The sequence below is a fragment of the Pseudomonas sp. B19125 genome, assembly GCF_044218855.1.
Classification (GTDB): domain Bacteria; phylum Pseudomonadota; class Gammaproteobacteria; order Pseudomonadales; family Pseudomonadaceae; genus Aquipseudomonas; species Aquipseudomonas edaphica.
In genome coordinates this window covers 6,344,342-6,366,407 of record NZ_CP162589.1, presented here as the reverse complement: position 1 = coordinate 6,366,407, position 22,066 = coordinate 6,344,342, and the positions used below count along the sequence as shown (strand labels likewise).

The 22,066-nt window shown below is 60.1% G+C and carries 17 protein-coding genes and 2 tRNA genes; 15 read left to right on the top strand and 4 right to left on the bottom strand.

All coding sequences use genetic code 11. From position 1 onward, the window contains the following. The first annotated feature begins 10 nt into the window (after positions 1 to 10). The 5 genes from hflK to AB4P96_RS29135 all read left to right on the top strand — a co-directional run bounded on the left by hflK (position 11) and on the right by AB4P96_RS29135 (position 6,953). Positions 11 to 1,189 carry an FtsH protease activity modulator HflK gene (gene hflK / locus AB4P96_RS29155; protein ID WP_017138461.1) on the top strand — a complete coding sequence of 393 codons (1,179 nt, stop codon included), beginning with the start codon at positions 11 to 13 and terminating at the stop codon, positions 1,187 to 1,189. Further along, positions 1,189 to 2,055, top strand: coding sequence for a protease modulator HflC (hflC, locus tag AB4P96_RS29150; protein ID WP_017138460.1), 867 nt, complete (start codon positions 1,189 to 1,191; stop codon positions 2,053 to 2,055). The genes hflK and hflC overlap by 1 nt, the downstream gene beginning before the upstream one ends. Before the next feature lie 292 nt (positions 2,056 to 2,347). Beyond that, positions 2,348 to 3,535 carry an ATP phosphoribosyltransferase regulatory subunit gene (locus AB4P96_RS29145; RefSeq protein WP_017138459.1) on the top strand — a complete coding sequence of 396 codons (1,188 nt, stop codon included), beginning with the start codon at positions 2,348 to 2,350 and terminating at the stop codon, positions 3,533 to 3,535. 54 nt (positions 3,536 to 3,589) lie between these two features. Beyond that, positions 3,590 to 4,879 (top strand): adenylosuccinate synthase, encoded by a 1,290-nt coding sequence (locus tag AB4P96_RS29140; protein ID WP_017138458.1) that lies wholly within the window; start codon positions 3,590 to 3,592, stop codon positions 4,877 to 4,879. Between the two features lie 139 nt (positions 4,880 to 5,018). Beyond that, entirely contained in the window at positions 5,019 to 6,953 is a 1,935-nt protein-coding gene (locus tag AB4P96_RS29135; protein WP_395600363.1) for a methyl-accepting chemotaxis protein, read from the top strand. 108 nt (positions 6,954 to 7,061) lie between these two features. Here the strand turns inward: AB4P96_RS29135 and AB4P96_RS29130 are convergent, their stop codons facing one another. The 4 genes from AB4P96_RS29130 to AB4P96_RS29115 form a co-directional block, all read right to left on the bottom strand. Then, a complete protein-coding gene (locus AB4P96_RS29130) occupies positions 7,062 to 8,615 on the bottom strand; it encodes an iron ABC transporter permease (protein WP_099548096.1) in 1,554 nt (517 codons plus the stop codon). After that, complete coding sequence (locus AB4P96_RS29125) at positions 8,615 to 9,640, bottom strand: extracellular solute-binding protein (protein WP_138449479.1); 1,026 nt, start codon at positions 9,638 to 9,640, stop codon at positions 8,615 to 8,617. The genes AB4P96_RS29130 and AB4P96_RS29125 overlap by 1 nt, the downstream gene beginning before the upstream one ends. Before the next feature lie 144 nt (positions 9,641 to 9,784). Further along, a tRNA-Leu gene (locus AB4P96_RS29120) sits at positions 9,785 to 9,871 on the bottom strand. A gap of 153 nt (positions 9,872 to 10,024) precedes the next feature. Then, positions 10,025 to 10,111, bottom strand: a tRNA-Leu gene (locus AB4P96_RS29115). 224 nt (positions 10,112 to 10,335) lie between these two features. Between AB4P96_RS29115 and rnr the strand changes: the two genes are divergently transcribed. The 10 genes from rnr to AB4P96_RS29065 all read left to right on the top strand — a co-directional run bounded on the left by rnr (position 10,336) and on the right by AB4P96_RS29065 (position 21,906). Then, on the top strand, positions 10,336 to 12,972 hold the full coding sequence (gene rnr, locus AB4P96_RS29110) for a ribonuclease R (protein ID WP_017138454.1): 2,637 nt from the start codon (positions 10,336 to 10,338) through the stop codon (positions 12,970 to 12,972). Beyond that, on the top strand, positions 12,969 to 13,724 hold the full coding sequence (gene rlmB, locus AB4P96_RS29105; protein ID WP_017138453.1) for a 23S rRNA (guanosine(2251)-2'-O)-methyltransferase RlmB: 756 nt from the start codon (positions 12,969 to 12,971) through the stop codon (positions 13,722 to 13,724). Before rnr ends, rlmB begins: the two co-directional genes overlap by 4 nt. A 327-nt stretch (positions 13,725 to 14,051) precedes the next feature. Continuing rightward, a complete protein-coding gene (rpsF, locus tag AB4P96_RS29100) occupies positions 14,052 to 14,474 on the top strand; it encodes a 30S ribosomal protein S6 (RefSeq protein ID WP_003217491.1) in 423 nt (140 codons plus the stop codon). Between the two features lie 28 nt (positions 14,475 to 14,502). Continuing rightward, entirely contained in the window at positions 14,503 to 14,733 is a 231-nt protein-coding gene (gene rpsR, locus AB4P96_RS29095; protein ID WP_002551829.1) for a 30S ribosomal protein S18, read from the top strand. Between the two features lie 36 nt (positions 14,734 to 14,769). After that, positions 14,770 to 15,663 (top strand): hypothetical protein, encoded by an 894-nt coding sequence (locus AB4P96_RS29090; RefSeq protein WP_099548099.1) that lies wholly within the window; start codon positions 14,770 to 14,772, stop codon positions 15,661 to 15,663. An 18-nt stretch (positions 15,664 to 15,681) separates the two neighbouring features. Beyond that, a complete protein-coding gene (rplI, locus tag AB4P96_RS29085) occupies positions 15,682 to 16,128 on the top strand; it encodes a 50S ribosomal protein L9 (protein WP_003171376.1) in 447 nt (148 codons plus the stop codon). Positions 16,129 to 16,238: 110 nt separating this feature from the next. Beyond that, positions 16,239 to 17,636, top strand: a complete 1,398-nt coding sequence (gene dnaB / locus AB4P96_RS29080; protein ID WP_017138451.1) for a replicative DNA helicase — start codon at positions 16,239 to 16,241, stop codon at positions 17,634 to 17,636. A 426-nt stretch (positions 17,637 to 18,062) separates the two neighbouring features. Next, positions 18,063 to 20,366: a YgiQ family radical SAM protein gene (locus tag AB4P96_RS29075; RefSeq protein WP_017138450.1), complete on the top strand. Its 2,304-nt coding sequence runs from the start codon at positions 18,063 to 18,065 to the stop codon at positions 20,364 to 20,366. Positions 20,367 to 20,527: 161 nt separating this feature from the next. Continuing rightward, complete coding sequence (locus tag AB4P96_RS29070; protein WP_099548100.1) at positions 20,528 to 21,460, top strand: NAD synthetase; 933 nt, start codon at positions 20,528 to 20,530, stop codon at positions 21,458 to 21,460. Then, entirely contained in the window at positions 21,457 to 21,906 is a 450-nt protein-coding gene (locus tag AB4P96_RS29065; RefSeq protein ID WP_176991758.1) for a hypothetical protein, read from the top strand. The genes AB4P96_RS29070 and AB4P96_RS29065 overlap by 4 nt, the downstream gene beginning before the upstream one ends. The last annotated feature ends 160 nt before the right edge of the window (positions 21,907 to 22,066 follow it).

Below are 22,066 nucleotides of genomic sequence, written 5' to 3'. Positions count from 1 at the left end.
GGAGAGCGCTATGGCTTGGAATGAGCCGGGTGGCAACTCGAATAATCAGGATCCTTGGGGTGGTAAACGCCGCAATAATGGCGACCGCAAGGGGCCACCAGATCTCGACGAGGCCTTCCGAAAGCTGCAGGAAAGCCTGAATGGGTTGTTCGGTGGTGGAAAAAAACGTGGTGGTGGTGACGACGGCGGTCGCACAAGCAAGGGCGGCGGCTATGGCCTGCTGGGCCTCGGGCTTGTCGTGCTCGCAGCCGTGTGGCTGTACAGCGCCGTGTACGTGGTGGACGAGCAGGAGCAGGCTGTTGTGCTGCGCTTCGGCAAGTACTACGAGACTGTCGGGCCAGGCCTGAACATCTATTTCCCGCCGATCGACAAGAAGTACATGGAGAACGTCACGCGTGAGCGTGCCTACACCAAGCAGGGCCAGATGCTGACCGAAGACGAGAACATCGTCGAAGTGCCACTGACCGTGCAGTACAAGATCAGCAACCTGCAGGACTTCGTGCTGAACGTTGATCAGCCGGAAATCAGCCTGCAACACGCAACCGAAAGTGCCCTGCGCCATGTGGTGGGTTCCACCGCCATGGACCAGGTGCTGACCGAAGGTCGTGAATTGATGGCCAGCGAGATCAAGGAGCGCCTGCAGCGGTTCCTCGATACCTACCGCACCGGCATCACCGTCACTCAGGTGAACGTACAGAGCGCAGCTGCACCGCGCGAAGTGCAGGAAGCCTTTGATGACGTGATCCGCGCCCGTGAAGACGAGCAGCGTTCGCGCAACCAGGCTGAAACCTACGCCAACGGTGTCGTACCGGAAGCCCGTGGTCAGGCCCAGCGTATCCTTGAAGATGCCAACGGTTACCGCGACGAAGTGGTCTCCCGCGCCAAGGGTGAGGCGGATCGCTTCACCAAACTGGTTGCCGAGTACCGCAAGGCTCCGGAAGTCACGCGTGAGCGTCTGTACCTGGACACCATGCAGGAAGTTTTCAGCAACACCAGCAAGGTTCTCGTGACCGGCAGCAAAGGTGGGCAGAACAACCTGCTGTACCTGCCGCTGGACAAGATGATCGAAGGTGGTCGTAGCGGCACCAGCGCACCGTCCAGCAGCTCGAATGCCGCTGCCAACGAAGCGAGCGCCCGTGCGGCCGCTGACTTGCTGCAACAGCAAACACGTACCAGGGAGAGTCGTTGATGAGCAATAAATCGCTGACCGCCCTGATTGTGGGCGTCGTCGTGGTCATCGCTGCCTGGAACTGCTTCTACATCGTGTCTCAGACCGAGCGCGCGGTGTTGCTGCAATTCGGTCGTGTGGTGCAGGCGGATGTCCAGCCGGGCCTGCATGTGAAAGTCCCCTACGTGAACCAGGTGCGCAAGTTCGACGGCCGCCTGATGACCCTGGATGCACCGACACAACGCTTCCTCACCCTGGAAAAGAAAGCCGTGATGGTTGACGCCTACGCCAAGTGGCGCGTCAAGGATGCCGAGCGCTTCTACACCGCGACCTCCGGCCTCAAGCAGATTGCCGACGAGCGTTTGTCGCGCCGTCTGGAATCGGGCCTGCGTGACCAGTTTGGTAAACGCACCCTGCACGAGGTGGTATCCGGTGAACGTGATGCGCTGATGGCTGACATCACCCGTTCGCTGAACACGATGGCAGAAAAAGAGTTGGGCATTGAAGTGGTTGATGTCCGGGTCAAGGCTATCGACCTGCCGAAGGAAGTGAACCGCAGCGTGTTCGAGCGTATGAGCACCGAGCGTGAGCGTGAAGCCCGTGAGCATCGCGCCAAAGGTAACGAGTTGGCTGAAGGTATCCGTGCGGATGCCGACCGTCAGCGCCGTGTACTGCTGGCAGAGGCTTATCGCGAGTCTGAAGAGGCTCGTGGTGACGGCGACGCTCAAGCTGCGGCGATCTACGCCAAGGCTTACGGCCAGGACCAGGAGTTCTACGCGTTCTACCGTAGCCTGCGTGCCTACCGTGAAAGCTTCGCGAACAAAACCGACGTCATGGTGCTGGACCCAAGCAGCGACTTCTTCCGCTACCTGGAAAAGTCCAAGTAACCAAGCCTGTGACCTTAGGGCGCACTCCGTCGGGCGGCTAAAATGCCTGGCGGGGTGATCCTTTCAGAAAACGGGTGTATGATGCGGCAGCCGGGAAATTCCCGGCTTTTTTGCGTCTGCATGTTTGATTCGGCAGGCGCCACAGGTTTTTCGAGGAAAGTGCCCGACGAGGCCGCTGGCAGGCCGTTCGTCACGTCGCTCTTGCGCGTGGATTATGCAAAGCGTGGGTATTTTCTGCTTCACTCAAGGCTCGGCCGAGGGCTGGCCGCCCGGATCATAGGGGAATGGCGTAATGGCAACGGTAGACCGCTGGCTGCTGCCAGATGGCATCGAAGAAGTACTGCCACCAGAAGCTGCGCGCATTGAAGTAGCGCGTCGCCAGGTGTTGGATCTGTTCCAGAGCTGGGGTTACGAGTTTGTCGTGACCCCCCATATCGAGTACCTGGAATCCCTGCTGACCGGCGCGGGCCAGGACCTGGATCTGCGCACCTTCAAGGTCATCGACCCGCAATCGGGCCGGCAAATGGGTTTCCGTGCCGACATCACGCCGCAGGTGGCGCGCATTGATGCGCACACCCTGCGCCGCGAAGGCCCGAGCCGCCTGTGCTACGCCGGCAGCGTGCTGCATGCTCAGCCGCGTGCTTTGTCGTCTTCGCGCAGCCCGATCCAGTTGGGCGCCGAGTTGTACGGTGATGCCAGCCCGAGCAGCGACGTTGAAGTGATCAGCCTGATGCTGGCCATGCTGCAACTGGCTGATGTGCCGGATGTACACATGGACCTGGGCCACGTTGGTATCTACCGTGGTCTGGCCCGTGCGGCTGGTTTGTCCGGTGAAGTGGAGCAACAGTTGTTCGATGCCTTGCAGCGCAAGGCTATCGATGAAGTCATCGCCCTGACTGCAGGCGTGCCTGCGGACCTGGCCGACATGTTGCGCGCACTGGTGAACCTGTGCGGTGGCCGTGAAGTGCTGGTGGCTGCCCGTGAGCGCCTGGCCAATGCGCCGGCGCCGGTATTGGCTGCACTGGATGATGTGTTTGCGATTGCCGAGCAGTTGTCGGCGCGCTTCCCCGAGTTGCCGCTGTATTTCGACCTGGGTGAGTTGCGCGGCTATCACTACCACACCGGTGTGGTGTTTGCCGTTTTTGTGCCGGGTGTTGGCCAGGCCATCGCCCAGGGCGGTCGTTATGACGATATCGGCGCTGACTTCGGTCGCGCACGTCCGGCGACTGGCTTTTCTACCGATTTGAAAACCCTGGTGACCCTGGGGCGTGCTGAGGTCGAGCTGCCGTCTGGTGGCATCTGGATGCCCGACAGTACGGACGCAGCACTCTGGCAGCAGGTTTGCCAGTTGCGCAGTGAGGGTCAGCGTGTTGTCCAGGCTTTGCCTGGGCAGCCATTGGCCGCCGCCCGTGAAGCGGACTGCGACCGGCAATTGATTCTGCAGAACGGGCTTTGGCAAGTATCGCCACTGGCTTCTTGAGTTTTCCTGCCGGCCATCGCCGGCACCAAGTTTGCGCGAATGAGGACAAGTGTTATGGGTAAGAATGTCGTAGTCCTGGGCACCCAATGGGGTGATGAGGGCAAAGGCAAGATCGTTGATCTGCTGACCGAACATGCTGCCGCCGTAGTGCGCTACCAAGGTGGCCACAACGCTGGCCACACCCTGGTCATCGATGGCGAAAAAACCGTTTTGCACCTGATCCCGTCGGGCGTGCTGCGCGAAGGCGTGCAGTGCCTGATCGGCAACGGTGTTGTGGTTGCACCTGACGCCCTGCTGCGTGAGATCACCAAGCTGGAAGAGAAAGGCGTACCGGTGCGCGAGCGCCTGCGTATCAGCCCGTCCTGCCCGCTGATCCTGTCCTTCCACGTTGCGCTGGACCAGGCCCGTGAAAAGGCGCGTGGCGAGCTGAAGATCGGCACCACCGGTCGCGGCATTGGCCCGGCGTACGAAGACAAGGTTGCACGTCGTGGCCTGCGTGTGGGCGACCTGCTCAACATGCCGCGCTTTGAAGACAAGCTGCGTGAGCTGGTGGATTACCACAACTTCATGCTGGTGGGTTACTACAAAGAGCCGGCCATCGAGTTCGAAAAGACTCTGGCTGAGTGCAAGGAATACGCTGAGCTGCTCAAGCCGCTGATGCTGGACGTGACCGCCGAGCTGCACGACCTGCGTCGCGCCGGCAAAGACATCATGTTCGAAGGCGCCCAGGGTTCGTTGCTGGACATCGATCACGGCACCTATCCGTACGTGACCAGCTCCAACACCACCGCGGGTGGCGTTGCGACCGGTTCGGGCGTTGGCCCGATGTTCCTGGACTACATCCTGGGCATCACCAAGGCTTACACCACGCGCGTGGGTTCGGGCCCGTTCCCGACTGAGCTGTTCGACGCAGTCGGCGCGCACCTGGCCAAGCAAGGTCACGAGTTCGGTGCTACCACTGGCCGCGCCCGTCGTTGCGGCTGGTTCGACGCCGTTATCCTGCGCCGCGCTATCGATGTGAACAGCATCTCGGGCATCTGCCTGACCAAGCTGGACGTTCTCGACGGCCTGGAAACCATCAACATCTGCATCGGCTACAAAGATGCCGAAGGCAAGGATGTTGCACCGACCGACGCTGACAGCTACGTAGGCCTGCAGCCTGTGTACGAAGAAGTGCCGGGCTGGACCGAATCGACCGTGGGCGCCAAAACCCTGGAAGAACTGCCGGCCAATGCTCGTGCCTACATCAAGCGTGTTGAAGAGCTGATCGGCGCGCCGATCGACATTATTTCGACAGGCCCGGACCGCAACGAGACCATCGTTCTGCGTCACCCGTTCGCTTAATAAGCTGTTGATGTAAAAAGCAAAGGGCTCCTTCGGGAGCCCTTTTTTGTGGCCGGCTGGCAATCGGCACGACCCTTGCTACGGTTCTTTCTTTCGCGGTGCTATCAAATTAATGGCACCCGTGGTGGAGGGATTTACCGTGTCTGCCGTTCTCTCATTGTTACAAAGCCGGCTGTTGCGGCCGGTGTTCGTTACCCTAGGTATCGCTCTTTTGGTGCAAGTGCTGGTGGCCGTTGCCCTGACGCGAAGCACCGTGACGGCGTTGGAAGCGGATTTAAGCAGCCGCCTGGGTGCCGACAGCCAGAAACTGTCTGGCGAGCTGGCGCAAGCCGGCAAGGAAGTCACCTCGAGCCTGGACAGCTTGTCTTCGAGCACGCGCCAGCGTCTGACCGCAGGGCTTTCCACGCGCCTGCAAGAGGAGCAGAAGCAACTGCGTGCGACCCTGGAAAAAGACCTGCAGGACTCGGCCAATGACATGGCCCAACTGCTGGCGTCGGTGGCGCCCCGCGCCATGTGGGACAGCGACGTGCCGACATTGTCGGAGTTCGCCCGGCGCGCCCAGCGTAATCCCAACGTGTTGTTCGTGGTGTATGACGACGCCGCTGGCGAGCACCTGACCCGTTACCTCAATCGCGAAAACCCGATCAACCAGGCACTGCTCGACAAGGGCAAGGGCGACCGAGCCTTGGATAAGGTCCTGGATGCGGCTAAAAACGACCCTTCGGTGTTCTACGTCGAGGCGTCCATCAGCCCCAACGGCACGGAGATCGGCAAAGTCCGCATGGGCGTCTCGACCAAAGCCGTAGAGGCCGACCTGGCGGCGCTGGACAAGCGTTTTGCCGCACTGATCGCGAGCAGTGATCAGTTGGTCGGTGACAGCCTCAAAGGCGCCGCCGCCGACAGCGCAGCGGCCATGGGCGCGCGCCTGCAATCGGCGCAAGCCACTGCCACCCAGATGACCGCCAACACCAGCGGCGCCGTACAGGACGCTGCGGGAGCGTTGCGCTGGCGCATCGGCCTGGGGCTCGCCCTTGTCGGGTTTGGCGTATTGCTGCTGATCGCCATCGTGCTGGGGCGCCGTGTGGTCAATCGGCTGAAGTTGTTGATTGCCGCTATGGACGACCTGGCGGCGGGCGAGGGCGACCTCACCAAGCGTGTGCAGATCAATAGCAAGGACGAAATCGGCGACATGGCCTCGGCGGTCAATCGCTTTGTGGATAAGTTGCAGCCAATCGTGCGTGAGGCCGGCGATGTGGCACAGCGCACCGGCGTCGAAATCGGCGCCATGACCTTGCGCAATGCCGGGGCTGACAAGGCGGCCGGTTTGCAGCGCGACGAAGTTGCCGAAAGCTTGCGCGCTCTGTCGCAAATGGCCGATGAGGCCCAGGCCGAAAGCCATGCAATGCAGGCAGCGTTGCAGCAGGTGGTGGGTATTCGCCAGGCCACGGACGAAAACTCACGGACCTCGGCTGAGGTCGGCAGCCTGATCGAAGCGCTGGCGGGGCAAGTGCAGGCCGGTTCCCAGGTGATCGAGCGGTTGGCGCAGCAAAGCGAGCAGATCGAAGTGGTGTTGACGGTGATTCACGGGATTGCCGAGCAGACCAACCTGCTGGCCCTGAATGCGGCGATTGAAGCGGCGCGTGCCGGTGAGACCGGGCGAGGTTTTGCGGTGGTGGCGGACGAAGTGCGGGCGCTGGCGAGTAAAACCCAAAGCTCCACTGGGGATATCCAGGCGCATATCGTGGCGTTGCAGCAGGGCGCACGGGAAGCGGTGGAAACCATCGGCAAGGCCGGGCGCCAGGCGAATGAAGGGTTGTTGGTGCTGCGCGACAGTGTGCGCTTGCAACAGTCGGTGCAGGCTTCGGTGGAGCAAGTGCATGCGGCGATTGGCCTGGCGACGCGTGCGGCCGAGCACCAGGCCCAGGGCGCGCATGCGGTGCGTGGCCGGGTCGAGGTGATCCACGCCCAGGCTGAGCGGGCCGCGCAGGCGGTGGTGGAGACGACGGCCAGTGGCAAGGTGCTGGATGGGTTGGCAGCGCAGTTGAAGGCGAGTTTGGGGCAGTTTCGGGCTTAGCGTCGTCTGCGCCGGCCTCATCGCAGGCAAGCCAGCTCCCACATTTGACCGAGTTCCAGCGTTGGAATGCAATCGAATGTGGGAGCTGGCTTGCCTGCGATAGCGGTCTCAGCGGCTCAAATACATCCGCGTCGTCAGCAGATACACCGGCAACCCCGACACCAGAATCAACAGCGCCGCATACGGCGCCGCCGCCGCAAACTCAACATTCGAGGTATGCGCCCACACGGCAGTCGCCAGGGTATTCAGCCCCGTCGGGCTGAGCAGCAAAGTGGCCGTCAGCTCCTTCATCGCATCCAGAAACACCAACGCGAACGCCGCCCCCAAGGCCGGGAAAATAATCGGCAAGGTCACCCGGCAAAACGCGCTGAACGACGAGGAGCCCAGCGTGCGTGCCGCCTCTTCCAATTGCGGCGCAGCTTTGTTCAGTGCGGTTCGAATCGGCGCCTGAGCGAGCGGCAAAAACAACAGCGCATAAGCAATCAGCAGCAGCGCCGAGGTCTGATACAGCGCCGGCACATAGTGCAGGGCGAAATACACCAGTGTCAGCGCAATCACCAACCCTGGCAGGGCATGCAGCAGATAAGGCAGGCGCTCAGCCCAAATCGCCAACTGGCCTTTGTAGCGCACCACCAGCAGCCCCACCGGTACAGCTAATACCAGGCAAAGCGCAGCGCCGCCCAACGACAGTGCCAGAGAGGACAGCAGTGCCTCACCAATCTCGGCCACCGGGAATGCCGCCGATGAGCCCACTGCCAGCCAATAAGCGAGCATCCCCAGCGGAATGCCGCTGCCAATGATCGCCAGCGCCAGGCAGTACAGCTGGCCCACGGTCGACCATTTGCCCAGCTTGACCTGTTCAGCATGCCGCGCCGCGCCCTGGCCGATGCGCACATGCCGGCCTTTGCCGCGCACCCGCAGCTCCAGCCACAGCAGTGTCAGGCACATCACCAGCAGCACCGCCGAGAGCATCGCGGCATTGGCGTTGCTGAATTCCAGTTCGAACTGTTGGTAGATCGCGGTGGTAAAGGTTTGCAGGCCGATGATCGACAGCGCGCCGAATTCCACCAGCATATGCAGCGCGATCAGCAGGGCTCCGGCCAGCAGCGAGGGCCAGAGCAACGGCAGTGTAATTCGGAAAAAAACGCCCCAGCGATTCAGTCCCAGCGTGCGGGCCGACTCTTCAAGGGATGGATCAAGATTGCGCAATGTCGCCGCCACCGGCAGAAACACCAGTGGGTACTTGGACAGGGTCATCACCAGTATTGCCCCGCCAAGCCCTTCGAAGTTGGCGCTCAGCGAGACCCAGGTAAAGCTGCTGACAAAGGCCGGTACCGCAAACGGCAGGCACAGGATTACTCCCCAGATGCGTCGCCCCGGCAGGTTGCTGCGCTCCAGTAGCCACGCCAGTGACAGGCCGATCACGCCGCAAGCCACCGTCACCCCAACCATCAAAGCCAAGGTGTTGCGCAACAGCCCGAACACATACGGCCGCCACAGCAGGTGCACCGCCTCCGCCCAGCCGGCCTGCCAGGCCTTGGTCCCGACATATACCAGCGGCAGCAGGCTCAGGCCAACCAGAAACAGCACGGGTAACAACAGCCAGATCGACGGGCGTTTGCGCCGGGGGGTGAACACCCCGGCGGGTAGCGATGGGTTCATCAGTTCAAGCCAACGTCACGTTCCAGGTCCAGGGCTTCTTCGGCGTTGCCAAGGTCTGCCGGGGTGACTTTCGGCGGTTGCAGCTCGCTGAACGGCTTGAGGCCGCGATTGGATTGCATGCCCTTGCGTAGCGGGTATTCGGCCGAGGTATTGGTGATGACGCGCTGGCCTTCTTCACTGGCCATGAATGCCAGGAGTTGCTGGGCTTCTTTGGGGTGCTTGCTGGATTTGAGCGCCGCCGCCGAGGACACGGTGATCAGGCCGCCCACATCGCCATCGGTGAAGTAATGCAGCTGAGAATCCAGGTTGGTTTTTTCTTTCTTCAGGGCGAACCAGTAGTAGTTGTTCACCAGCACGGTGGCCACTTCGCCGTTTTCCACGGCCTTGAGCGCGACCATATTGTTGCTGTACACCTTGCCGAAGGCGCGCAGGCCGGTCAGCCATTCTTCAGCAGCTTCGCGACCGTGCAGCTTGATAATCGCCACGGCCTGCTCCTGAAATGCGCCACTGGTGGGCACGAAGCCGACTTTGCCTTGCCACTCGGGGCCAGCGAAATCGAGTACCGATTTGGGCAGGTCTTTTTCGGCGATCAGTTTGGGGTTAAAGGCCACGACGCGGGTACGAGCGGTCACGCCCATCCAGTCACCGTTGCTGCCGACGTAATCCTTGGGCAATACGTCCAGCGTGCTCGCATCAATCTTGGCCAGCAGGCCTTGCTCGCCGAGTTTGTTCAGCGGCGGCGATTCTTCTGTGTAGATCACATCGGCAGGGGAGCGCTCGCCTTCTTCCACGACCTGGCTGGCGAGCTGGTTGCTGCTGCCTTTGCGCACGTTGACGTGAATGCCGGTCTTGGCTTCGAAGGCCTTGGCGAGTTCATCGCCGACTTCTTTGTGCTGGCCGTTGTACAGGGTCAGGGACACCTTGTCGGCGGAGTAGGCGGTGGGCGAGAGCAGCGTCAAGCCAAGCAGGGTGAGGGTCAGGCCACGCAGAAGGGATGTCTTGAGACGGTTATCGCGGATCATCATCCGAAGTGTTCCTCGCTTGTATGCAACAAATCATTGCAAGGATAAACGATAAAACTTCTCAAGTGCGGATGAGGGGAGAATCCTTGGGGAAGTTTTCAAACCCCGGAAACGAAAAAACCCGCTTTCGCGGGTTTGATCTGAATTTGGTGCCCAGGAGAAGACTCGAACTTCCACGACCTTGCGATCACCAGCACCTGAAGCTGGCGTGTCTACCAATTTCACCACCTGGGCATTATCAACAACGCTTGCGCTGTTGATGGAGCGAACTATACGGAGCGCTTTTTAATCTGTAAACCCCTGATATCAAAAATATAATTCAATATTCTTGTTAAAAATCAGAGGCCTGAAACGAAAAAACCCGCTTTCGCGGGTTTAATCTGAATTTGGTGCCCAGGAGAAGACTCGAACTTCCACGACCTTGCGATCACCAGCACCTGAAGCTGGCGTGTCTACCAATTTCACCACCTGGGCAGCATCAACAACGTTGCCGTCGTCGATGGCGCGCACTATACGGAGGCGATTTTGAGCTGTAAAGCCCTGCGATGAAAAAAGCCCGGAAAATTTCGCCAATGGTCATTCAAGGCGCTTTCCGAGGGCTGCAAAGGCCTTTTAAACGCTTGTTGACACCTGAAATTTCCCGTTTCAATACGCGTATGCCAAACTAACCCGCATATAGACAAGGTGAAAACTCTCTAATGGCCGATTGGCAGTCCCTCGATCCCGAGGCCGCTCGTGAAGCGGAAAAATATGAAAACCCTATTCCTAGCCGCGAACTGATCCTGGCGCATCTCGCCGATCGTGGTTCGCCTGCTAGCCGCGAGCAGTTGGTTGAAGAGTTCGGTCTGACCACCGAAGACCAGCTCGAAGCCCTGCGCCGCCGTTTGCGTGCCATGGAGCGCGATGCTCAACTGATCTACACCCGTCGTGGCACCTATGCGCCTGTGGATAAGCTCGACTTGATCCTGGGCCGCATCGCCGGCCATCGGGATGGCTTCGGCTTCCTGATCCCGGATGACGGCAGCGACGACCTGTTCATGAGCCCGGCGCAAATGCGCCTGGTATTCGACGGCGACCGTGCCCTGGCCCGCGTTTCCGGCCTGGACCGTCGTGGTCGCCGTGAAGGCGTGATCGTCGAAGTGGTGTCCCGTGCCCACGAGTCCATCGTTGGCCGTTACTTCGAAGAAGGCGGCATCGGCTTTGTAGTGCCGGATAACCCGAAGGTCCAGCAGGAAGTGCTGATCACCCCGGGTCGCAATGGCGCCGCCAAGGTCGGCCAGTTCGTCGAGGTGAAAATCACCCACTGGCCAACCGCGCGCTTCCAGCCACAGGGCGATATTGTTGAAGTGGTCGGCAATTACATGGCGCCGGGCATGGAAATCGACGTTGCGCTGCGCACCTACGATATTCCTCACGTCTGGCCGGAGGCTGTGCTCAAGGAAGCCGCCAAGCTCAAGCCGGAAGTGGAAGAGAAAGACAAAGAAAAACGCATCGACCTGCGCCATCTGCCGTTCGTCACTATCGACGGCGAAGATGCCCGCGACTTCGACGATGCGGTCTATTGCGAAGCCAAGCCTGGCAAGCTGCGCCTGTTCTCCGGCGGCTGGAAGTTGTTCGTTGCGATTGCCGACGTGTCCAGCTATGTGAAGATCGGTTCGGCCCTGGATAACGAAGCCCAGGTGCGCGGCAACTCCGTGTATTTCCCTGAGCGCGTGATCCCGATGCTGCCTGAGCAGCTGTCCAACGGCCTGTGCTCCCTGAACCCGAAAGTCGACCGTTTGGCCATGGTGTGCGAGATGACCATCTCCAAAACCGGCGAAATGACCGACTACCAGTTCTACGAAGCGGTGATCCACTCCCAGGCGCGCCTGACCTACAACAAGGTCAGCACCATCCTGGAAGCGCCGAAGACCAGCGAAGCCAAGGCCTTGCGTGGCGAATATGCCGACGTAGTGCCGCACCTCAAGCAGCTTTACGCGCTGTACAAGGTGTTGCTGGGCGCACGTCATGTACGTGGCGCAATCGACTTTGAAACCCAGGAAACCCGGATTGTCTTCGGTTCCGAGCGCAAGATCGCGGCCATTACGCCGACCACGCGTAACGATGCGCACAAGCTGATCGAGGAGTGCATGCTGGCGGCCAACGTGGCCACCGCAGAGTTCCTCAAAAAGCACGAAATTCCTGCCCTGTACCGTGTTCACGACGGCCCGCCGCCGGAGCGTTTGGAAAAACTGCGCGCTTTCCTCGGTGAGCTTGGCCTGTCCCTGCACAAAGGCAAGGACGGCCCGACGCCGAAGGATTACCAGGCGCTGCTGGCCAGCATCAAGGACCGTCCGGATTACCACGTGATCCAGACCGTGATGCTGCGCTCGCTGAGCCAGGCGGTGTACAGCGCCGATAACCAGGGCCACTTCGGCCTGAATTACGAGGCGTACACCCACTTCACTTCGCCGATTCGTCGTTACCCGGACCTGCTCACGCACCGGGCGATCCGCAGCGTGATCCACTCCAAGCAGAACACCCCGCACGTCAAGCGCGCCGGTGCCATGACCATTCCGAAGGCACGGATCTATCCGTACGACGAAGCGGCCCTGGAACAGCTGGGTGAGCAGTGCTCCATGAGCGAGCGCCGCGCCGACGAAGCCACCCGCGACGTAGTGAACTGGCTCAAGTGCGAGTTCATGAAAGACCGCGTGGGCGAGTCGTTCCCAGGTGTGATCACTGCTGTGACGGGTTTTGGCCTGTTCGTCGAGCTGACCGACATTTACGTCGAAGGCTTGGTGCACGTCACTGCGCTGCCGGGCGATTACTACCACTTCGACCCTGTGCATCACCGCCTGGCGGGCGAGCGCACCGGTCGCAGCTTCCGTTTGGGCGACACCGTGGAAGTGCAGGTCATGCGCGTCGACCTCGACGAGCGCAAGATCGACTTCGGCATGCCCGACAAGCCGACCGAAACACCGACTGGCCGTAAAAAGCGTGGCAGCGAACCGACTGCGCCAGCCAGCAAAGGCAAGGGCGCGCCTGCGAAAGCAGCGGCTACCGAGCCTGCGCCAGCCAAGGCTGCTCGTCGTTCGTCCACCAAGGAGAAGGCCCCTGAGGCCTACCGCCCGAGCGATGCAGCGGCGAAAAACGCTGAAGTGCGCAAGAGCCGTGAGTTGAAGCAGCAGTTGCTCAACGAAGCCAAAAGCGGTGGTAAAGCGGCGTCTGGGGGAAAGTCCCACGGGGCGGAAAAGCCGTCGAGCAAACCGAGTAAACACCGTAAAGGCCCGCCTAAAGCGGGTTCGGCCCCCGCGAAAAGCGGCGGGTCGCGCAAACCTAAGGCCAAGTCATGAGTCTGGAAAAAATCTACGGCGTGCACGCCGTAGAAGCACTGCTGCGTCATCACCCTAAACGCGTCAAGCAGGTGTGGTTGGCCGAAGGCCGCAGCGAGCCGCGTGTACAAGCGCTGGTCGAGCTGGCTACGCAAAACAAGGTTGCCATCGGCCAGGCCGAGCGCCGTGAAATGGACGTGTGGGTCGAGGGCGTTCACCAAGGCGTGGTTGCGGACGTAAGCCCGAGCCAGGTCTGGGGCGAAGCGATGCTCGACGAGCTGCTCGACCGTACCGAAGGCGCACCGCTGTTGCTGGTGCTGGACGGCGTGACCGACCCGCACAACCTCGGCGCTTGCCTGCGTTCGGCCGATGCCGCCGGTGCGCTGGCGGTGATCGTGCCTAAGGACAAGTCGGCAACGCTGACGCCGGTCGTGCGTAAAGTTGCGTGCGGCGCGGCGGAAGTGATTCCGCTGGTGGCCGTGACCAACCTGGCGCGTACCCTGGAGAAACTCCAGCAGCGCGGCCTTTGGATCGTGGGCACTGCAGGCGAAGCCGAGGTCAGCATTTATGACCAGGACCTCACCGGCCCGACCATCCTGATCATGGGGGCCGAAGGCAAAGGCATGCGTCGCCTGACCCGCGAGCACTGCGATTACCTGGTGAAATTGCCGATGGCCGGTAGCGTCAGCAGCCTCAACGTGTCGGTTGCCACCGGCGTGTGCTTGTTCGAGGCTCAGCGTCAGCGCGGTGCCAAGGCCAAGAGCAAGAAGTAACCCGATCAAAAATGTGCGGCCGGGCTTGTATGGGAGCTGGCTTGCCTGCGATAGCATCACCTCTGTATCACTGATACACCGAGGTGCCTGCATCGCAGGCAAGCCAGCTCCCACAGAATTTCAGCTCCCGCAGTCGTTTCAGGGTGTTTGGAAGATTGTTCAAATAATCACCAATCACCTTGCGCCGTTTCTCCCCCTTCTCTACAATTGCGCCCCTTGCCTTCCTGGCAGGCACCTATGTGCCTCCCTGCGGCAAGATCCATAAGTGTCATTCACTCCTTGTCTGACCGTTTTTGAGCGGCAGGCTACAACCCGTAAGGAGCATTCATGCGTCATTACGAAATCATCTTTTTGGTCCACCCGGATCAAAGCGAGCAAGTCGGCGGCATGGTTGAGCGTTACACCAAGCTGATCGAAGAAGACGGCGGCAAAATCCACCGTCTGGAAGATTGGGGCCGTCGTCAACTGGCCTACGCAATCAACAATGTTCACAAGGCTCACTACGTGATGCTGAACGTTGAGTGCACTGGCAAGGCCCTGGCCGAGCTGGAAGACAACTTCCGCTACAACGATGCAGTGATCCGTAACCTGGTCATCCGTCGCGAAGAAGCCGTTACCGGCCAATCCGAGATGCTCAAGGCTGAAGAAAACCGCAGTGAGCGCCGTGAGCGTCGCGACCGTCCTGAGCACGAAGGCGCTGAAAGCGCTGATAGTGATGACAGCGACAACAGCGATAACGCTGACGAGTAATCCACGGACCTTTTAAGGAGCCTATCAAATGGCACGTTTCTTCCGTCGTCGTAAATTCTGCCGCTTCACCGCTGAAGACGTGAAAGAGATCGATTACAAAGATCTCAACACTCTGAAAGCCTACGTATCCGAGACCGGCAAAATCGTTCCAAGCCGTATCACCGGTACCAAAGCACGTTATCAGCGTCAGCTGGCCACCGCTATCAAGCGCGCCCGCTTCCTGGCCCTGCTGGCCTACACCGACAGCCACGGCCGCTGAGACCGGGCAGTCGACAAGTAGTAAGGGATTGAATGCATGCGCGCCTTAGCTGAGTTCATCATGCGCGGTCGCGTGCAGGCCACTCTGGTAGTGGCCGGATGTGCAGCATTGCCGCTGCTTTATTGGTTGGGTGCTGCTGCAGGTTGCCTTGTGCTCCTGCGGCGCGGTTTGAAGGACGCCCTTGGCGTTCTTGCCCTGGGATTGTTGCCGGCCTTGATCTGGTGGCTTCAATTCGGTGATCCACGGGTACTTCTGGTACTGCTGGGGTCATCGAGCCTTGCGTTGGTTTTACGCGCAAGTGAGTCCTGGGTCCGCACGCTGCTGGTCAGCGTGGCATTGGGGTTGGTGTACTCAGTGATGCTTGGCGCGGCTTTCCGCCCGCAAATCGAAGCGCTGTCGCAAGAGATCGTCAAGATCCTGCCGATGGCCCTCGGGGATCTCTACCAGCAATTGTCGGTAGATGAGCGAGCGCGGTTTGCGTCACTGATTGCCCCGGTCCTGACCGGCCTGATTGCGGCATTGTTGCAGGTCGTCAGCGTGCTGAGCCTGATTGTTGGGCGTTATTGGCAAGCGTTGTTGTACAACCCGGGTGGTTTTGGTCGCGAATTTCGCAGTATCAGAATCCCAGCGGGGCCGGCGATGTTGCTGCTGGCGTGCATGGTTGTCGGGCCGAACTTCGGCCCACAGATGGCCTTGCTGGCGCCGATTTGCAGTGTGCCGCTGGTGTTTGCCGGGCTGGCCCTGATTCACGGGCTGGTTGCGCGAAAGCGCCTGGCCAAGTTCTGGCTGGTGGGGTTGTACGTCACGATGTTGCTGTTTATGCAGCTGATCTATCCGTTACTCGTGGTTTTGGCCATTGTCGACGGCCTGATTGATTTTCGCGGTCGTCTGGCGTCGAAAGACGCCGATAACGCGAACGGTGAAGGTTAAAAGTTAGAGGATTTTCACATGCAACTGATCCTTCTGGAAAAAGTCGCCAACCTGGGCAACCTGGGCGACAAAGTGAACGTTAAGGCCGGCTACGGTCGTAACTACCTGCTGCCATACGGCAAAGCCACCGCTGCAACCGCTGCCAACCTGGCTGCGTTTGAAGAGCGTCGTGCTGAGCTGGAAAAAGCCGCAGCAGACAAAAAAGCTTCGGCCGAAACTCGCGCTGCCCAACTGGCTGAGCTGGAAGTGACTATCACTGCCACCGCCGGTGACGAAGGCAAGCTGTTCGGTTCGATCGGCACCCACGACATCGCTGATGCACTGACCGCCTCCGGCGTTGAAGTGCAGAAGAGCGAAGTTCGTCTGCCGAACGGCACCATCCGCAACGTAGGCGAATTCGACGTAGCCGTGCACCTGCACGCTGAAGTTGAAGCCACCGTACGCGTTGTAGTGGTAGCAGCTTAAGCAACACCTAACTGACTGGCACCTCGCGTGCCAGGCGGTTAACATCGGGCACGATCCTGTTTACAGGTCGTGCCTTTTGTTTTTCTACACACCCCTAATTCCAAGTGGCCATGAACGATATTTCAGCTCCTGAGCAATACGATCTGCAAACCGCTGCCCTGAAGGTGCCGCCGCATTCCATCGAGGCCGAACAGGCCGTGCTCGGTGGCTTGATGCTGGATAACAACGCCTGGGAACGCGTGCTGGATCAAGTCTCGGACGGTGATTTCTATCGCCATGACCACCGCCTGATCTTCCGCGCCATTGCCAAGCTGGCCGACCAGAACTCGCCGATCGACGTGGTAACCCTGGCCGAACAGCTGGACAAGGAAGGCCAGACCTCCCAAGTCGGTGGTCTGGGCTACCTGGGTGAGCTGGCGAAAAACACGCCATCCGTCGCCAACATCAAGGCGTATGCGCAGATCGTTCGCGAGCGCGCCACGCTGCGCCAATTGATCGGTATCAGCACCGAAATCGCCGACAGCGCCTTTAACCCTGAAGGCCGCACTGCCGCCGAGATCCTCGACGAAGCTGAGCGCCAGATCTTCCAGATCGCCGAAGCGCGGCCGAAAACCGGCGGCCCAGTCAGCGTCAACGACCTGTTGACCAAGGCCATCGACCGCATCGACACCTTGTTCAACACCGACAACGCCATCACGGGTATTTCCACCGGCTACACCGACCTCGACGAGAAGACCAGCGGCCTGCAGCCGTCTGACTTGATCATCGTCGCCGGCCGTCCATCCATGGGTAAAACCACCTTTGCGATGAACCTGGTGGAAAACGCCGTGTTGCGCAGCGACAAAGCCGTCTTGGTTTACTCGCTGGAGATGCCAGGTGAATCGCTGATCATGCGTATGCTTTCCTCGCTTGGCCGTATCGACCAGACCAAGGTGCGAGCCGGTCGCCTGGAAGACGACGATTGGCCGCGCCTGACATCGGCGGTCAACTTGCTTAACGACCGCAAGCTGTTTATCGATGACACCGCCGGTATCAGCCCATCAGAGATGCGTGCACGTACTCGCCGGCTGGTGCGTGAGCACGGCGACATCGCCCTGATCATGATCGACTACCTGCAGCTGATGCAGATTCCAGGCTCCAGCGGTGACAACCGCACCAACGAGATTTCCGAAATCTCCCGGTCGCTCAAAGCCCTGGCCAAGGAATTCAACTGCCCGGTGGTGGCGCTGTCCCAGCTCAACCGTTCCCTTGAGCAACGCCCGAACAAGCGCCCGGTGAACTCCGACTTGCGGGAATCCGGAGCGATCGAGCAGGATGCTGACGTGATCATGTTCGTGTACCGCGACGAGGTGTATCACCCCGAAACGGAGCACAAGGGCATTGCCGAAATCATCATCGGCAAGCAGCGGAACGGGCCAATCGGCTTTATCCGCCTGGCGTTTATCGGTAAGTACACGCGCTTCGAGAACCTGGCGCCGGGTAGCTATAACTTCGACGATGATGAGTAAGTTTCAGCGCCTGTAAGGGCCTCATCGCAGCATAGGTATCTACACAACCGGTTAACACGAAGTCTGTGGCAGGTGGGCTGTTGTGGCGAGCAGGCTTGTCCTGCGTTGGGCTGCGAAGCGGCCCCAGTACAAGCACGGCAATTTTGCTGAAAGTACTCAGCGTCTGTTTTTGGGGCTGCTTCGCAGCCCAACGCAGGACAAGCCTGCTCGCCACAGGAGAAATAGGCTGCTTTTAAAAGTTGTGTAGATACCTATGCTCATCGCAGGCAAGCCAGCTCCCACATTTGAAGGTATTCACCGTTCGAGTGTGGGAGCTGGCTTGCCTTCGATTGCATCAGCACAATTCCGACCATTACCGTCGGAATTGGTCAAAATTTGTGCTATATTCCGCGCCCGCGATTTTTCATCTCAACACCGGTCACCGTCATGCAAACAGCCAAGCCGTTATTTGACTATCCCAAGTACTGGGCCGAATGTTTCGGTCCTGCGCCATTCCTGCCGATGAGCAGGGAGGAGATGGATCAGCTTGGCTGGGATTCCTGCGACATCATCATCGTCACCGGTGATGCGTATGTGGATCACCCGTCGTTTGGCATGGCGATCATCGGCCGGCTGCTGGAGTCCCAGGGCTTTCGCGTCGGGATCATTGCGCAGCCGAACTGGCAGTCCAAAGACGACTTCATGAAGCTCGGCGAGCCGAACCTGTTCTTCGGCGTCGCGGCCGGCAACATGGACTCGATGATCAACCGTTACACCGCTGACAAGAAAATCCGTTCCGACGACGCCTACACCCCAGGCGGCATGGCCGGCAAACGCCCGGACCGCGCCAGCCTGGTGTACAGCCAGCGTTGCAAGGAAGCCTACAAGAACGTGCCGATCGTACTTGGCGGCATCGAAGCGTCCCTGCGCCGCATCGCCCACTACGATTACTGGCAGGACCGTGTGCGCAACTCGATCCTGATCGATGCCTGCGCCGACATCCTGCTGTACGGCAACGCCGAGCGGGCCATCGTCGAAGTTGCCCAGCGCCTGTCGTGGGGCCACAAGATCGAAGACATCACCGACGTGCGCGGCACCGCGTTCATTCGCCGTGACACGCCTGAAGGCTGGTACGAGGTGGACTCCACGCGTATCGACCGTCCGGGCAAGATCGACAAGATCATCAACCCGTATGTGAATACCCAGGACACCCAGGCCTGCGCCATTGAGCAGGAAAAAGGCCCGGTTGAAGACCCGGAAGAAGCCAAGGTCGTACAAATTCTTGCCAGCCCGCGCATGACCCGTGACAAGACGGTCATTCGTCTGCCGTCCATGGAAAAAGTCCGTGGCGACTCGGTCCTGTACGCCCACGCCAACCGCGTGCTGCACCTGGAAACCAACCCAGGCAACGCCCGCGCTTTGGTGCAGAAGCATGGCGAAGTGGACGTGTGGTTCAACCCGCCGCCCATCCCTATGACCACCGAAGAAATGGACTACGTGTTCGGCATGCCTTACGCCCGCGTCCCGCACCCGGTGTACGGCAAGGAAAAGATCCCGGCCTACGACATGATCCGTTTCTCGGTGAACATCATGCGTGGCTGCTTCGGTGGCTGTACTTTCTGCTCGATCACCGAGCACGAAGGCCGCATCATCCAGAACCGTTCCGAAGAGTCGATCATTCGCGAGATCGAAGAGATCCGCGACAAAGTGCCAGGCTTTACCGGCGTGATCTCCGACCTCGGCGGCCCGACCGCGAACATGTACCGCATCGCCTGCAAGAGCCCGGAAATCGAATCCGCGTGCCGCAAGCCGTCATGCGTGTTCCCGGGCATCTGCCCGAACCTGAACACCGATCACTCCTCGTTGATTCAGCTGTATCGCAGCGCCCGTGCGTTGCCGGGTGTGAAGAAGATTCTGATTGCTTCCGGCCTGCGCTACGACCTCGCGGTCGAGTCGCCGGAATACGTCAAGGAACTGGTTACCCACCACGTCGGTGGCTACTTGAAGATCGCCCCGGAACACACCGAGGAAGGTCCGCTCAACCAGATGATGAAACCGGGCATTGGCAGCTATGACAAGTTCAAGCGCATGTTCGAGAAGTACACCAAGGAAGCGGGCAAGGAACAGTACCTGATCCCGTACTTCATCGCCGCCCACCCGGGCACCACCGATGAAGACATGATGAACCTGGCCCTGTGGCTCAAGGGCAATGGCTTCCGTGCCGACCAGGTGCAAGCGTTCTACCCGTCGCCGATGGCCACCGCCACCGCCATGTACCACTCGGGCAAGAACCCGCTGCGCAAGGTCACCTACAAGAGCGACGCGGTCACCATCGTCAAGAGCGAGGAACAGCGCCGTCTGCACAAGGCCTTCCTGCGCTACCACGACCCGAAAGGCTGGCCGATGCTGCGTGAAGCACTGACGCGCATGGGCCGCGCCGACCTGATCGGGCCGGGCAAGGATCAGTTGATCCCGCTGCACCAGCCGTCCACCGACAGCTACCAGAGCGCCCGTCGCAAGAACTCGACGCCGGCTGGCAGCCATAAGGTTGCGAAGGAGACCACCACCAGGATCCTCACCCAGCACACCGGCCTGCCACCGCGCGGCAGTGATGGCAGCAACCCGTGGGACAAGCGTGAGCAAGCCAAGGCGGCAGCTCAGGCGCGTAACAAGCAGGCGGCTAAAGAACGCAGTGATGCGGCGAAGGGCAAAGGCGGCAAGCCTGCGCGCAAGCCGGTCGTGCCGCGCTGATCGCAACCTGAATATGCAAAACGCCAGCCTCGTGCTGGCGTTTTGCTTTCTATTCGCTGGCGTGCCTGTTTGTTAAGGTGGCGCCCATTAGATCGCCATCGCAGGCAAGCCAGCTCCCACAAAGCCGGCCCGGCCATCCTCATATTCAAGGAAGAACACCCATGAGCAACCCCCTGCTCTCCATCGGCATGGACTCTAACCGCTCCCAATTCATGGCGCGCCAGCGCATCGAAAGCCAGATCAACCTGCCACGGTTGTTCGCCGCCATCGATGCCGACCCCGGCATTGTCGGCGCCGGTGTGGTGTACATCGACGCCGACTTCAATGTGATCACCCTGCGCGAATTCAAGCCCCTCTGCAGCATTAAGCCCAAGCGCATCATTTTGCGCGAAGCACAGAAGTACATTTCGCCCGCGCAATTTGTGGAGCAGGTCAAGACCGACCCACGGGAAGAACGCCTCAGAAAAGAGGCGTTTGATATGGGCTTGTCGTGCACCGCCGCGATTATCGGTTGGATCGTGGTGTTCAGCGGCAGCGTCGCCGTGCCTTTTACGGCGGGCGCCAGCGCGTTCGTGGTGGGCATTGGCGTGACGGCGGCGCTGGCCAGCAGTGCGCAATGCGGGTTTGGCGTGGCGCGTACCTACAACGAGATACTCGACCCTGACGCTAACGACCGGATGGATGACGCCGAATGGTTCGGCGCTGTTTCAACCATCCTTGATACGGCTTCCCTGGTGGGGATCGGCACCGGCGCGCTGACCACGGTGAAGCTGCTCAGGGCCAAAAAGGCTGCCGCTCTGGGCAAGAGTTGGTATGAATTGCTCAAGGGTTTAAATCGCCAGGAACGCAAGAAACTGACCAAAGAGCTGCTAAGCCTGCGCGACCCCAGCCTGACGCCCAAGTTGCTCAAGTTGCAGCAGCGTGCAGGCAAACTGACCAAGAGCTTCAGCTCCACGGAAATTCGGCATGCCACCCTGACCCAGATGAAAGACGCATTGGGCGGCATCCTCGGTATCGTGGGCAGCTACCGCAGCGGTAGCGTGGGCACCGCCACCACCCTTGCAATCGGCTTGTACGAGGACCTCACCGAATGAAAGGTTTCCCCGACATGGGCAGTTTCCTCGCGCGCTATTTCCCGGTGTTCATGGGCACGATCTTCATGGCGATCTTTTCCGGCGCGTCTGCTGTATCCCTCGCCGGCGTGACGTATTTGCGGGGTGTCGATGCGTCGCTTAAATCCGACTACTCAGGCCTGGCGATTTTGCTGCTGGTGGCGGTGCTGGTCTTTGCCAACGTGATGGTTGCGCGTGGCCGCCCATGGGCCACCGGCCTGGTGGCGGGTTACCTGGGTTGCTGCCTGCTGTTCGTGCTGCCGATGATCCAGTACCCCATTCCCAAACTGGTCTACGGCTCGGCTGTGCTCTTTCCGCTGTTGGGGTTGCTCCTGCTTAACAGCAAGCGCCACCGCGAAATGCGCCAAAAGCTGCTCGAAGTCCGCCACCTTCGCGAAGCCACGATCGCTCGCCACAAAACGCGCTGACTGGGTAGATTCACCACCCGGCCTCACACGCACGCCACAAATATGTGCAAGCCTTGCACCACGGCACCCACGTTGGCGCCGTTTTGGTGCTGTACTGCACCGGGTCTTACGATAAAGCGCAATGACGGCCGCTCTGGCATAAGTCTTGCGCGCTTTGTGT